A 13,879-nucleotide genomic window follows, 5' to 3' on the forward strand; every position below is an offset into this window, starting at 1 on the left:
ATTTCACCAAATTTAAGAAGGAATACTATATTATCGCTAGCGCAAGAGGGGTATATGGATAAATACAATCTTGCTCGCTGAGCTGGAATTAATTAGCCTGTTTTTCTATATAAAAGGTAAATCAATAAAATATTTAATTAATCTATATATTTTAAGTGATTATCGAAATTATATTTTGGAAATCAGGTTAATATAATAATGAAGGAAAGGAATGATGAATAATTTTTATTGTTATAGGTGATGGCTTTTAAAAAGGAATTTATAAGGTCTTAAGTGATTTAATAATATTTTTAGAATGGTTTAATGGACTAAATTAATAATCATATAATTTGTTTATTATTAAAGCATTTACGACGGTTGCTATAAATTGGAGTAAATATTACATGAGTAAGAATAACGGAAAGCAGTTCCTGGAAGGAGATCTTCTTGGTAGTCAACATATGACTGAGCAAGAAGAAGAGAAATTGCAGCGCTCATTGACAAATCGTCATATTCAAATGATCGCAATCGGTGGTGCAATTGGTACTGGATTATTTATGGGTTCCGGGAAAACATTAAGTGTTTCGGGTACTTCAATTGTTTTAACCTATTTAATTATTGGTTTCTTCTTTTTCTTCGTAATGCGTGCAATGGGTGAATTGTTGCTTGCGAATACCAATTTTAAAACATTCGCCGATTTTGCAACGGCTTATCTCGGTCCGTGGGCGGGGTTCTTCCTTGGTTGGTCCTACTGGTGTAACTGGATTATTACTGCGATTGCCGATGTAATCGTGATCGGAGGGTACATGCAGTTTTGGTATCCAGATTTACCTGTTTGGATTCCGGCATTTACTTCATTGGCGATCTTAACCATACTCAACTTTGTGGCTGTTCGGCTTTTTGGTGAACTTGAGTTTTGGTTCTCACTCATCAAAATTACTGCAATTATTCTGTTTATTCTGGCTGGTATTTATTTAATTGGTACCGGATTTACTTCTCCAAATGGGGTTAAGGCCTCGATGAGCCATTTGTTTGAAACACAATCTATGTTTCCTTATGGCGTTACAGGTTTCTTGGCTGGCTTCCAAATTGCCATCTTTGCATTTGTGGGTATTGAGCTTGTCGGTACGACTGCTGCTGAAACCAAAGACCCGCATACTTCACTTCCGAAAGCAATTAACTCTATTCCTTTACGCATTTTATTATTCTATGTAGGCGCCTTGGTTTGTATTATTGCAGTCACATCTTGGGCAAAAGTTTCACCAGAAAAGAGCCCATTTGTAGAAATGTTTACTTTGGTCGGGTTACCAATTGCGGCGGGTTTAATCAACTTTGTTGTTGCGACTTCGGCTTTATCTTCTGCAAATAGTGGAATCTTTGCAACCAGTCGTATGTTATACGGTCTAGCGTTAGATAATGATGCACCTAAAAGCTTTAGTAAGCTGTCAAAAAGAAAAGTTCCAATTAGAGGACTTGTATTTTCAATGGCATGCGTAACGGTTGGAACATCTATTTTATTTATTGTGCCTAATGTTATGACCGCATTTACGATTATTTCAGCGCTCACTTCAATTTTATGTATTTTTACGTTTATGTTGATTGTGCTTTCGTATATTTATTATCGTAAGAAAAGCCCAGAACTACACATCCAGTCAAAATATAAAATGCCGGGTGGATTATTTATGGCTTGGATGACTATGTTGTTTTTAGTGTTTACTATCGTAATTTTGGCTTTAGACCATGATACTTTAATTGCACTTGAGTGCTCACCAATCTGGTTTATTGGTTTGTTTATTGCCTATAAATATAAAAAGAAAAAGATGTTGCAGCTTGATATTTTAAAAGCTCAAAAGGTTGATTATATTTAAATAAATTTTAGTGATTTTATTAGAAATCTTATTATTTAAACCAATAGAAAAAGCCTCATTACGAGGCTTTTTCTATAATGGTTACTTAATATTTGGATCGCCTTTTTTCAAGAAAAAGCGAATCGCTAACTTTTGAAGGAATGTTCCATAAGGAGGGTGGAAAAGCTGAGTCGGGAAAAACCGATGACGAATAAAAACCGTTTTAGCATGTGAAAGTTCGCGGAAACCTTCCTCACCATGATATGACCCCATGCCTGAGTTGCCGATACCACCGAAAGGAGCATCATGGTTAACTACATGCCAACCCCAGTCATTGATGGTCACACCACCCGAATGAGTTTCACGCAAAATACGATCACGTTCTAATGAACTATGCGTAAAGCAATAAAGTGCTAAAGGTCGTTCATCCGATTTCACATAAGTGATCGCATCATCTAAAGAATCATAAGCCACCACAGGTAAAATAGGGCCAAAGAGTTCTTCTTTCATAATGCGCATGTCTGGCGTGCAGTTCAGCACAATCTGTACAGGCATCCTGCGACCTTGTTGGTCAAAGCTGTAAGTATCGCAAGGAATAATACGAGCACCTTTTTCTTGCGCATCGGTCAAGACATCTTGGATACGTTTTAAATGGCGGTCGTTCACAATGGATGTGTAATTCTCATTATTTTCAATGTTTTGACCAAACATTTTTATAAAGCTTGATTTCGCAGCTTCAACAAATTCATCAATACTTTCTTTTGGAACCAACGCATAGTCAGGCGCTACACAGATTTGACCACTATTAGTTGCTTTACCATGGGTAATGCGTTTTGCAGCATCGGCAAGTGGATAATTACGGCTCACAATAGCCGGTGATTTGCCACCTAACTCAAGTGTAACAGGTGTTAGATTTTCAGCAGCAGCTCGCATGACGACCTTGCCAATAGTCGGGGAGCCAGTAAAGACAATATGGTTAAATGGCAAAGTGGTAAATCTAGCTGGATCTGTAATTTCTTCACCAAACACAGCCACTTCATCTTCATTAAAGACTTCGGCAAGCATGCGTCTTAGCATTGCATTAGTATTCGGAGTAATTTCAGGGAGTTTAATCATGACTCGATTGCCCGCAGCCAAAGCTGCAATGAGCGGGCCAAGTGCTAAATAAACAGGGAAATTCCAAGGAACAATCACACCAACCACGCCTTTAGGTTGGTATTGCACACTTAAACGGTTCGATAAAAATAAAAGCTCGGTACGGCGTTTACTTGGACGCATCCAGCGGCGTAAATGATGAATCGCATGATCAGCTTCCAACACAGAACCAAGCAAATCTAGTAGTTTAGATTCATCAAGTGATCTAGAACTAAAATCGGAATTAATCGCGGCAGCTAAAGCATCTTGATAACGAATAATTTGTTTTTTAAGTTGATGCAGTTTTGTGCGGCGTGCTTCAAGACTTGGGTAAGGATCTGCCTCAAAATTGGCACGTTGTTTGGAAAAAATAAGTTCCATATGTTCAGTGGCAGAGCCGCTATATTCTTTTAAAGTGGAGCGTTCCATTATTGTTCCTTCCATACTTTTGCTTATCATACTTTATGCTTGAAGCGTCGTATGGTCGATGTTAAATTGAGACAACAAGAGGTAGTTTAGTGCCATTATGCACGTCACTCTAGGGATGGTATGAGTTAAATGCCTAAAAATCTTTATAAAAATGCAAATAGTGTTATCGAAGGAAATTATGATAATACACCCTTAGGTGCCAATACATATTTGCTGGGTTTAACCAGTTTATTTGATGAAATGGGGGCGCAAGGCCATTCAATATCCGATGTTTTATCTGGCACAAATATTTCACCAGATGCTATGAATCAATCCTCTTTATATATTTCCCAAGTCCAAAAAATTCAGCTATTTCAAAATATTCAAAAGCTATCAAATGATCCACTCATTGGTCTGCGCGCAGGGCAAAAGCAGCGATTGTCAGATTTTGGAGTGTATGGCTATGCGTTATATTCCTCACGTAATTTTAGACAAGCGGTAGAGCTTGGTATTCGACACATTAAGCTTGCAGGACCTATTTTAAAAAAGTCATTCTATGTGCGAGATGATGTTGCCATTTTTGAAGGGCAGGACATTATTGCACTTGGTAAACTTTTGCCTTTAGTGTGCGAGTTTTGGTTTAGCTCTATGCAAACTTTAATTGAACGGGTACTTGAAGGACCATTTCAAGCAAAGAAGCTTTTATTACCATACCCAGCGCTAGACTATGCAGAAGAATATGAAAAAGTGTTTCGTTGCCCCGTTCAGTTTAATGCTGGGGTGATGCAATGGCATTTTGATTTAAAGTGGCTCGATGTACCTTGCCCAAATGCCAACCCGATTACTGCGGACATGTGTAAGTCGTTTTGTGAGCGGATGCTAGGCGTTGCTGAACTTGAGGAGCCTGAGTTGGTGAAAACGATTCGTTTAATACTATTGGATGGAACGGGGCTTTTTCCATCAGCTCAAGAAATGGCTGAACGTTTACATATCTCAAAGCGTACTTTACACCGGCGCTTGGCAGGTTTTGATTTAACCTATCAAGAATTGTTAGATGAGACTCGGCGCCGGCTTGCGGATGAATATTTGCGAGAGACAACTTTAACCATAGATGAAATTGCTGAGAGAATTGGCTTTTCAGATACTTCTAACTTTCGAAAAGCCTACCGTCACTGGACAGGCATTTCACCAAATGAGTATCGAATACAGTACCTAAATTAGATTAAGGTTTGTTTATTATTTAAATCGAGAGAGTAACTTTTTCTGCAAAAATGGATTACAGAGCAAAATGGCAAATAAAATAATAAATATGCCGATAATGCTGAATAAATCCGGTAATTCATGCCAAAAAACAAATCCCCATATCCCTGCAAAAATAATAGCAATGTAATTCATTGGGCCAATTTGTCCTGCCGGCGCTAAGCTGTAGGCATAAGACATAAACAGTTGACTAATATTAGCTAAAAGTCCTGCGGCAATGAGTAGTGCTAGTTCATGCCAAGTGAAAATACGCCAATGCCAAAACATCGGAATAGAGGAAATTAAACTACCAAAAACACAAAAGTAAAAAACAATACGTTCAGGTGGTTCTGTACTGGTTAAAGCTCTTACAGTCACAAAGGCCATTGCTGATAAAAAGCATGCACCCAAGCCAATAAATGATAGTGCGTTAAATAGACCTTGATCGGGTTTAGCGACAAATAAAACTCCAATGAGCCCAATCACAGCGGCAAAAATCATCGATTTGGTAATTTTTTCTTTTAAGAAAAGCCATGCAATGAGTGGAATAAAGATAGGAGATGAGTAACTAAAAACCATAGCATTCGATAGTTTTAAGTTCGCAATGGCATAGAAAAAACCATACATGGCGGCTAGCCCGACAATACTTCGCCAAGTATGCATCCAGAGTTTATCGGTTTTAATAAAATCTAGCCCCTGTTTAAAGAGCATCGGAATAAAAATAAATAAACCTACTGCATTTCTAAAAAACACGACAGTCGCGTTATCTACCGTTTGTGAAGCAAAACGAATGCACACTCCCATAATGGAAAACAATAATGCCGACGTCATAAGACAAAGCAGTGCTTTTCCAAGTTGTGTAGAGGGGAGGTTTGAAGCAGTCTGATTTTGCATAGAGAAATACAGTTCTTAATTTTCGATGTTATTTTAGCAGCGCTGTTAAGTTTTAGTGAAATGTGTCGTAATTAATAGGGGAAATAAGAAAGATGAGGTGATATAACCTCATCTTCTAAACCTTATTAGGTCACTGGTGCAGGGTTAAATACAGCGAGTGAGTTATGAATACCCCAACGGTCCGACCACGTTTGTTTCTCACCGCTAGCCACGCGTAAAATCAGCTCAAAAAGTTCCCAGCCCACTTCTTCAATAGTTTTCTTCCCAATCGCAATATCGCCAGCACTGATATCAATCAGGTCATACCAACGGTTTGCAATATTGTTTCGGCTTGCCATTTTAATGACAGGTACGGCTGCCAGCCCGTAGGGTGTACCGCGACCTGTGGTAAAGACTTGAACGGTAATACCAGATGCCATTTGCTGCGTACCACAGATAAAGTCACTCGAAGGGGTGGCCGCAAAAATTAAACCCTTTTTAGTCGGTCTTTGACCCGGTGCGAGAACTTCTACAATCGGTGAGCGGCCCGATTTTGCAATTGATCCCATCGCTTTTTCTACAATGTTATTCAGTCCACCTTTTTTATTACCTGGTGTGGTATTGGCACTTCGGTCCACTTGGCCTGCTGCTAAGTAATCGTCATACCATTTCATTTCCCGAATTAGATCTTTGGCAACTTGTTCATTTGCTGCACGTGGAGTAAGTAGGTGAATACCATCGCGGACTTCCGTAACTTCAGAGAACATGACTGTACCGCCACATTGCACAATCAAGTCAGCTGCGAAACCAACGGCAGGGTTAGAGGTAACTCCGGAAAATGCATCACTCCCCCCACATTGCATGCCTACAACTAAATTAGAAGCTGGAACTTCTTCTCGAGTACGTTGATTAAGCTTTTCAAGGTGTTGTTCTGCCACGGTTAAAATATGGTTCACCATACTTTCAAAACCGTTATGGCGTTCATCTTGTAACTGAATAATATCTTCGTTTGCTAGGGGAATATATTTGTTTTCTTTAGGAATATTTAAAAGTCGTTCGGGTTGCATTTTTTCGCAGCCCAGACTCACCACCATAATTTCTCCACCAAAATTAGGGTTGAGTGCAAGGTTATGTATGGTACGAATAGGAACAATTGCAGCGGGTGCATCGATTGCCACACCACAACCATATAAATGGTTTAATCCAACTACACCATCTACATTTGGATATTTTGGAAGTAAATCACGTTCAATAATTTTAACGACATAATCGACAATACCCTCTACACAGTTAACACTGGTCGTGATACCTAAAATATTTTTTGTGCCGACGCTGCCATCCTTATTTTTATAACCTTTAAATGTATATCCGGTCAGTGGAGGAAGCTTAGGATCGGGGCGAGTTGCTAATTCAAGATCATCTAGCTCAGGTGCCTCTGGCATTTGGGTAACAGCTTCATTCACCCAAGAACCTGCGGTTAAATCTTTATTGGCATAGCCAATGATTTCGCCATAACGAACAATTGCTTCACCTTGCTTTAACGGCTCCAATAAAACCTTATGTCCTTGTGGTACTTCATCAACCAAGGTGAGTTGGTATTCTTCAATATATGTAGACGATGGTAAGCCACCGTCATTGACCACAATGGCTACATTATCGAGAGGACTGATTCTTATTAGGAGAGGCTTCAGCATGATCGTTCCTTGTATACATTTGAAGAGAGGTCATAACGCTTAATGTGTTTAAGCGTTATGGTGTAAAGGTTTAAGAAGTAGGTTTTAATTCGAAACGCTGAATTTTACCGACAATAACGGTATAGCAAATGACAGCTGCGATGGCATGTACACCGACATAAGTTAATGCCAGGTTGAAAGAGCCAGTACTTGCCAAGATATAGCCGATCACAATTGGGGTCACGATTCCTGCTGTATTACCAAATGCATTCATCATTCCACCTGATAAACCAACCATTTCTTTGGGTGCAACGTCAGACATCACTGCCCAACCTAAAGAGCCGATTCCTTTACCGAAGAATGATAAGGACATAAAGAATACAATTGCTGCTTGAGAATCTACGTAATTACATAAAATAATTGAGGTTGAAACCAAGAAGCCGACTACGATAGGGAGCTTTCTCGAAAAGCTTAAGCTGTAATTCATTCGAATTAACTTATCTGAAATTAAGCCACCTAAAATTCCGCCTATAAAGCCACAGAGTGCTGGTGCAACCGCTGCAAAACCCGCTTCTAAAATGCTGAGATGTCTTTCTTTGACAAGGTAAACAGGGAACCAAGTCAAGAAAAAATAGGTCAGTGTATTTACACAATATTGGCCAATAAAAATACCGAGCATCATACGTGAAGCAAGAAGTTGTTTAACTTTACCCCAAGTAATTTTCTCTTTTTTAGCGTTTTGGTTGTTTTCGCCCATATCGAGTAAAGCACCTTCTGAAGCAATGTATTTCACTTCTTCAGGATTTACTGTTGGATGATTGGTCGGGCTATAAATGACCTTGAGCCAGATAAAGGAAAGAATGATTCCTAAACCACCCATGACCCAGAAAATAGACTGCCAGTGGACGGTTGCAACAAGCCAGCCCATGAGGGGAGCGAAAAGTACGGTCGAGAAATAAGAGGATGAGTTAAAAATGGCAGCGGCAGTTCCACGTTCTTTTGTTGGAAACCATGCAGCAGCAATTTTACTGTTACCCGGAAAAGCAGGTGACTCAGACAGACCGACTAAAAATCTGAGTATAAAGAGTGAAGTAATGATGGTCGCAGTATCACCTAAAATGTCGGTAAAACCGATTAAAACAGTGAACAAAGACCATAAAAACAGGCTCCAGAAATATACACGGCGAGCACCAAACTTATCGAGTAGCCAGCCACCTGGAATTTGACCAATCACATAGGCCCATGCAAAGGCCGAGAAAATATATCCCATAGTGACTGAGTCAATTCCCAGTTCATGAGACATTGGCGTTGCTGCCATTGAGAGAGTTGCACGATCACCGTAATTAAAAGCCGTGACCAAAAAAATCATCGCAAGAATGTAATAGCGAGTTTTTGTATGCTTGGCTCTTTGCTGAGTCACTACAGCAATATTTGTTTGCAGATTATCCATATACAAACTCTTTTTAATAATCGACCTATTTGCATATCCGTGAAATAGGTGACGTCATGTCAAATTCATCGATAGAATAGATGAGAAAACGGAATGTTGTATCTACTCTATAGTCCTAATTCTAAAACCGCGCCTTTAGATGTATGACATCATATGATTAAAAATATTATTTTGGCAAGTAGGCTCGAAAAATAATTTTTGTGCGAGTTTATATTGACAAGTTGTCTGATGTCTTATAAGTTTTGGTGATGAAAAAATAGTATCAGTATGCCAAGGAGTATTTTAATGGCGACCTCTACACCTATTGTTAAATCCATTCGAGCAATCCCTGTTGCTGGGCATGACAGTATGCTGCTCAATTTGAGTGGTGCCCATGGACCTTATTTCACTCGTAATATACTCATCATTGAAGATAACTCTGGAAATATTGGTGTAGGTGAAATTCCAGGCGGAGAGAAAATTTTAGCGACATTAAATGATGCTAAAGCCTTGGTAGAAGGGCAGCCGATTGGTGAATATAAAAATCTACTTAAAAAAATTCAGCAAACTTTTGCTGATCGTGACAGTGGTGGTCGAGGAAACCAAACCTTTGATTTGCGTACAACCATTCACGTTGTAACGGCCTATGAATCGGCATTACTTGATTTGCTTGGTAAGCATTTAAATGTAAATGTTGCAAGTTTACTTGGTGAAGGGCAACAACGTAGTGAAGTTGAAGTATTAGGGTATTTATTCTTTATTGGTGACCGCAAACAGACTTCATTAGACTATGCGACTACACCTCAACATAACCATGATTGGTATAAAGTTCGTCATGAAAAAGCGTTAACACCTGAGGCTGTGCAGAGTTTAGCAGAAGCATCTTATGACCGTTATGGTTTTAAAGACTTTAAATTAAAAGGTGGTGTATTACAGGGCGAACAAGAAGCTGAAGCTGTTACAGCTATCGCGCGCCGTTTCCCGGATGCACGTGTGACGCTTGATCCAAATGGTGCGTGGTTTTTAGATGAAGCAATTGCTTTAGGTAAACATTTAAAAGGTGTGCTGGCCTATGCGGAAGACCCGTGTGGTGCAGAGCAAGGTTATTCAAGCCGTGAAATTATGGCTGAGTTTAAGCGAGCAACGGGGTTACCGACCGCCACGAATATGGTTGCGACTGACTGGCGGGAAATGTCGCATAGTATTCAATTGCAATCTGTTGATATTCCATTAGCTGACCCGCATTTCTGGACATTGGAAGGTTCGGTGCGTGTTTCTCAGTTATGTAAAATGTATAACTTAACGTGGGGATCGCATTCAAATAATCACTTTGATATTTCCCTTGCCATGTTTACCCATGTTGCAGCGGCTGCCGTGGGTAATGTGACTGCAATTGATACGCACTGGATTTGGCAAGAAGGTACAGATCAACTGACTAAAGCACCGCTTGAAATTAAAGACGGTAAAATTCAGGTACCAACAGCACCGGGACTTGGTGTCGAACTTGATTGGGACCGAATTAATCAAGCCCATGAACTTTATAAGTTAAAAGGTTTAGGAGCTCGTAATGATGCGGATGCGATGCAATTTCTGATTCCTAATTGGACTTTTAATAATAAAAAGCCATGTTTGGTTCGTTAATCTGACTCGATTCGTATTTAAATATTGAATTGATAGCTGTCCTTTGGGGCAGCTTTTTTATTGCTATAAAAAAATTAATTTTAAAAAGAAAAAAGATATTGAAAGAAATTAGATTGATGATGTAAGATGTCTGACAACATAAACACGTATGGAAACTTGCAAATGGATGCTCTTGAGTTAAAAAACATTATTTCTGATGGTTTACTGTCTTTCCCGGTAACAGATTTCGATCAAAACGGAGATTTTAATAAATCTTCTTATGCAAAACGTCTTGAGTGGTTAGCTCCATACGGCGCAAGTGCTTTATTTGCTGCAGGTGGTACAGGTGAGTTTTTCTCATTAACTGGCAATGAATATTCTGAAGTAATTAAAACTGCGGTAGATACATGCAAAGGCAGTGTACCGATTATTGCTGGGGCAGGTGGTCCGACACGTCAGGCGATTGAACAGGCAAAAGAAGCAGAGCGCTTAGGTGCACACGGTATTTTGTTAATGCCGCATTACTTAACTGAAGCAAGCCAAGAAGGTTTAATTGAACATGTTAAGCAAGTATGTAATTCAGTAGACTTTGGCGTAATTTTTTATAACCGTAGCGTATCAAGATTAAATCTCGATTCAATCCAAAAGTTAGCCGAGATGTGCCCGAACTTAATCGGTTTTAAAGACAGCTCTGGCCAAATTGATATGATGACGGCAGTGACTCAAACTATTGGAGACCGTTTGTCATATTTAGGTGGCTTGCCGACAGCAGAAGTTTTTGCAGCGCCATATAAAGCCTTAGGTTGCCCAGTTTACTCGTCAGCTGTATTTAACTTTATTCCAAAGACTGCTATGGAGTTTTATAACGCGCTTCGCAGTGATGACTTTGAAACAACCAATCGTTTGATTAAAGATTTCTTCTTGCCACTGATTAAAATTCGCGACCGTAAATCAGGTTATGCGGTAAGCATGATTAAAGCAGGTGCCAAAATTGTTGGGCATGATGCAGGCCCTGTGCGTCCACCATTAAGTGATTTAACTCAAGCAGACTATGAAGATTTGGCTGCTCTCATTGCGACACTTGGTCCGCAATAATTCTAACTGTTTAGGTATTGGAGCTTTAAAATGAGTAAAAATAACGGTCGGCAGTTTATTAATGGTCAACGCGTTGCTGTAAATGCACCAGCTCTAGAAAGTATAGCTGCAAAAGACTATCAACCAACAGGTTATGTATTTAGTCAGGCAACACTTGAAGAAGTAGATCAGGCTGCTCAAGCTGCACATAACGCTTTTTTAGTTTATAGCCAAACGACTCAAGAACAACGTGCCTCTTTTCTTGAAGAAATTGCTCGCCAAATTGAAGCATTAGGTGCCAACCTGCAAGAGGTCGCTTCACTTGAAACAGGTTTGCCACTTGCTCGTCTTCAAGGGGAGACAGGCCGTGTTACTGGACAGCTTCGACTATTTGCTGAACTTTTACGCCGCGGCGATTTTTATGGTGCCCGTATTGATGTGGCATTGCCAGAACGTAAGCCTTTGCCGCGTGTAGATTTGCGTCAATATAAAGTTGGGGTAGGACCAGTTGCCGTATTTGGCGCGAGTAATTTCCCACTCGCATTTTCAACTGCAGGCGGTGATACCGTAGCTGCTTTAGCAGCAGGATGTCCGGTTGTCTTTAAAGCACACTCTGGCCATATGGCGACTGCTGAGCTTGTTGCAGAAGCCATTGAAAAAGCAATTGAAGTTTGCGGTATGCCTAAAGGCACATTCAATATGATTTTTGGTGGCCGTATTGGTGCAAACTTGGTAGAACATCCACTGATTCAGGCAGCCGGTTTTACAGGTTCACTTGAAGGAGGAATGGCGCTTTATAACCTTGCGCAGAGCCGTCCTCAGCCGATTCCATTTTTTGCTGAAATGTCGAGTGTGAACCCTGTGGTGGTTTTACCTGAAGCACTTCATTCACGTGGTGAACAGATTGCACAAGATACGGTTGCTTCTTTTAATATGGGATGTGGCCAGTTCTGTACAAAACCGGGTCTAATTTTAGGTATAAAAGGCCCCGAGTTTGATCGCTTTATTACAGCTTTAGCTGAAAATACGCAGAAAGCTGTGCCTCAGGTTATGTTGAATGAAGGTACTTTAAAAAGCTATCGAACTGGTATTGATGCATTAATAAATGAAGCTGGTTTTGAGATCATTGCATCGGGTCAGGAACCTGAGCTAGTTTCTCAAGCAAAAGCACATCTGTTTAAAGCGGACCAATCTGTTTTATTGTCAGGCAACCCAAAACTACAACATGAAGTTTTCGGACCGATGTCGATTGTGATTGCGGTCGAAGATGAAGCCACTCTGTTGAAGGGTATTGAAGCTTTAGGTGGACAGCTTACAGCAACCATTATTGGTGATGAAAATGAATTGTCTAAGGCAGGCGAGCTTCTTGATTTGTTAACCCGTAAAGCTGGCCGTATATTGTTTAACGGTTTCCCGACAGGGGTGGAGGTATCGGATGCTATGGTACATGGTGGTCCTTTCCCTGCAACCAGTGATGCACGCGGAACTTCGGTAGGTACGGGAGCGATTGAGCGCTTCTTACGTCCGGTATGTTTCCAAAATACGCCACAAGTATTATTGCCCGATGCATTAAAAGACAGTAATCCGCTACAGATTACTCGTCTGGTCAATGGGCGGTTAAGTCAGGCCCAAATTTAAAAATGGTGCAGCTCAATCAAGAGTATTGAGCTGCATATTTTTTAACTTATTCAAAGAATTGTTAAATATTTAAATAAGCACAAATTGCTTACTTTTTAAATATGAGTGGTGGTTTGATAAGTGAGAGAAAATATTTTATTTTTAATAACTTAGGGGTCTAAAAACCGAATATGACTATCGGCTAAGTTTATAGTAAAATGAATTTTATAATTTTTTTCAACATTTCATGAGTTCTTCAGATTATGTCTAGCGCAATTAAACCTAGATCAACAAAAAAACTAAGCCAGATTATTGTAGAACAACTGATCGAAAAAATTCAGTCTGGAGAATTTAAAGTTGGAGAAAAGATCCCGACCGAACTTGAATTAATTGAAACTTTTGAAGTAAGCCGTTCTGTCATTCGCGAAGCAATTACTGAGTTGCGTTCATTAGGATTTGTCGAGACTCGTCACGGAATTGGTACTTTTGTCAAAGAGCAGACAGTTGAGCAAAATTTTCTGTTGTCTAATGCCAGTTTAGAAACCATTAATGACATTATTTCCTTGCTTGAGCTTAGGATTAGTCTTGAATCTGAAGCTGTCTTTTTAGCATCTGAGCGCCGTAAGCAAATCCATATTGATAAAATGAAAGCTGCGCTTGAGGACTTTGAACGACATATTTCTTCAGATGCAAATGATGGTACGGTAAAAGCTGACTATGATTTCCATATTGCCATTGCTGAAGCTTCTGAAAACCAATATTTCGTTGATTTTTTGAAGTATCTGGGTGAAAAAATTATTCCACGTGCACGTGTTAAATCTATTGAGCAAAGTCCTGAAAATCGCGAAGAATATTTAAAAGCGGTTCACCATGATCATGTCAATATTTATAACGCAATTGTGGATCAGGACGGTTTGTTGGCTAGACAAATGATGCGAGCTCATTTGTCTAAAAGTATTAAAAAGTTTAAGCAGTAAAGCTTGAGC

The 13,879-nt window shown here is 39.7% G+C and carries 10 protein-coding genes; 6 read left to right on the forward strand and 4 right to left on the reverse strand.

What is annotated here, in order from left to right; all coding sequences use genetic code 11:
* Positions 1 to 383: 383 nt before the first annotated feature.
* Positions 384 to 1,847, forward strand: coding sequence for an amino acid permease (locus MKL36_RS13880; protein ID WP_021510591.1), 1,464 nt, complete (start codon positions 384 to 386; stop codon positions 1,845 to 1,847).
* Between the two features lie 81 nt (positions 1,848 to 1,928).
* Here MKL36_RS13880 and MKL36_RS13885 read toward each other — a convergent pair whose 3' ends face one another.
* Positions 1,929 to 3,389, reverse strand: a complete 1,461-nt coding sequence (locus tag MKL36_RS13885) for a coniferyl aldehyde dehydrogenase (protein WP_021510590.1) — start codon at positions 3,387 to 3,389, stop codon at positions 1,929 to 1,931.
* A gap of 129 nt (positions 3,390 to 3,518) precedes the next feature.
* Here MKL36_RS13885 and MKL36_RS13890 point away from each other — a divergent pair, with 129 nt between their 5' ends.
* Positions 3,519 to 4,589, forward strand: a complete 1,071-nt coding sequence (locus MKL36_RS13890; protein WP_021510589.1) for an AraC family transcriptional regulator — start codon at positions 3,519 to 3,521, stop codon at positions 4,587 to 4,589.
* A gap of 15 nt (positions 4,590 to 4,604) precedes the next feature.
* Here the strand turns inward: MKL36_RS13890 and MKL36_RS13895 are convergent, their stop codons facing one another.
* The 3 genes from MKL36_RS13895 to MKL36_RS13905 all read right to left on the reverse strand — a co-directional run bounded on the left by MKL36_RS13895 (position 4,605) and on the right by MKL36_RS13905 (position 8,603).
* Positions 4,605 to 5,501, reverse strand: coding sequence for a DMT family transporter (locus tag MKL36_RS13895; RefSeq protein WP_001181015.1), 897 nt, complete (start codon positions 5,499 to 5,501; stop codon positions 4,605 to 4,607).
* A gap of 125 nt (positions 5,502 to 5,626) precedes the next feature.
* On the reverse strand, positions 5,627 to 7,174 hold the full coding sequence (garD, locus tag MKL36_RS13900) for a galactarate dehydratase (RefSeq protein ID WP_021510588.1): 1,548 nt from the start codon (positions 7,172 to 7,174) through the stop codon (positions 5,627 to 5,629).
* Between the two features lie 70 nt (positions 7,175 to 7,244).
* On the reverse strand, positions 7,245 to 8,603 hold the full coding sequence (locus MKL36_RS13905) for an MFS transporter (protein WP_021510587.1): 1,359 nt from the start codon (positions 8,601 to 8,603) through the stop codon (positions 7,245 to 7,247).
* A gap of 285 nt (positions 8,604 to 8,888) precedes the next feature.
* Here MKL36_RS13905 and gudD point away from each other — a divergent pair, with 285 nt between their 5' ends.
* The 4 genes from gudD to MKL36_RS13925 all read left to right on the forward strand — a co-directional run bounded on the left by gudD (position 8,889) and on the right by MKL36_RS13925 (position 13,870).
* A complete protein-coding gene (gene gudD, locus MKL36_RS13910; protein ID WP_021510586.1) occupies positions 8,889 to 10,223 on the forward strand; it encodes a glucarate dehydratase in 1,335 nt (444 codons plus the stop codon).
* A gap of 162 nt (positions 10,224 to 10,385) precedes the next feature.
* Positions 10,386 to 11,297 (forward strand): 5-dehydro-4-deoxyglucarate dehydratase, encoded by a 912-nt coding sequence (gene kdgD / locus MKL36_RS13915; RefSeq protein ID WP_000339249.1) that lies wholly within the window; start codon positions 10,386 to 10,388, stop codon positions 11,295 to 11,297.
* Positions 11,298 to 11,327: 30 nt separating this feature from the next.
* Positions 11,328 to 12,914, forward strand: a complete 1,587-nt coding sequence (locus tag MKL36_RS13920) for an aldehyde dehydrogenase (NADP(+)) (RefSeq protein ID WP_086374218.1) — start codon at positions 11,328 to 11,330, stop codon at positions 12,912 to 12,914.
* A gap of 242 nt (positions 12,915 to 13,156) precedes the next feature.
* Positions 13,157 to 13,870, forward strand: coding sequence for a FadR/GntR family transcriptional regulator (locus MKL36_RS13925; RefSeq protein ID WP_000092890.1), 714 nt, complete (start codon positions 13,157 to 13,159; stop codon positions 13,868 to 13,870).
* Positions 13,871 to 13,879 lie beyond the last annotated feature (9 nt).

Source organism: Acinetobacter sp. AOR12_HL (assembly GCF_027855275.1).
GTDB lineage: Bacteria > Pseudomonadota > Gammaproteobacteria > Pseudomonadales > Moraxellaceae > Acinetobacter > Acinetobacter baumannii.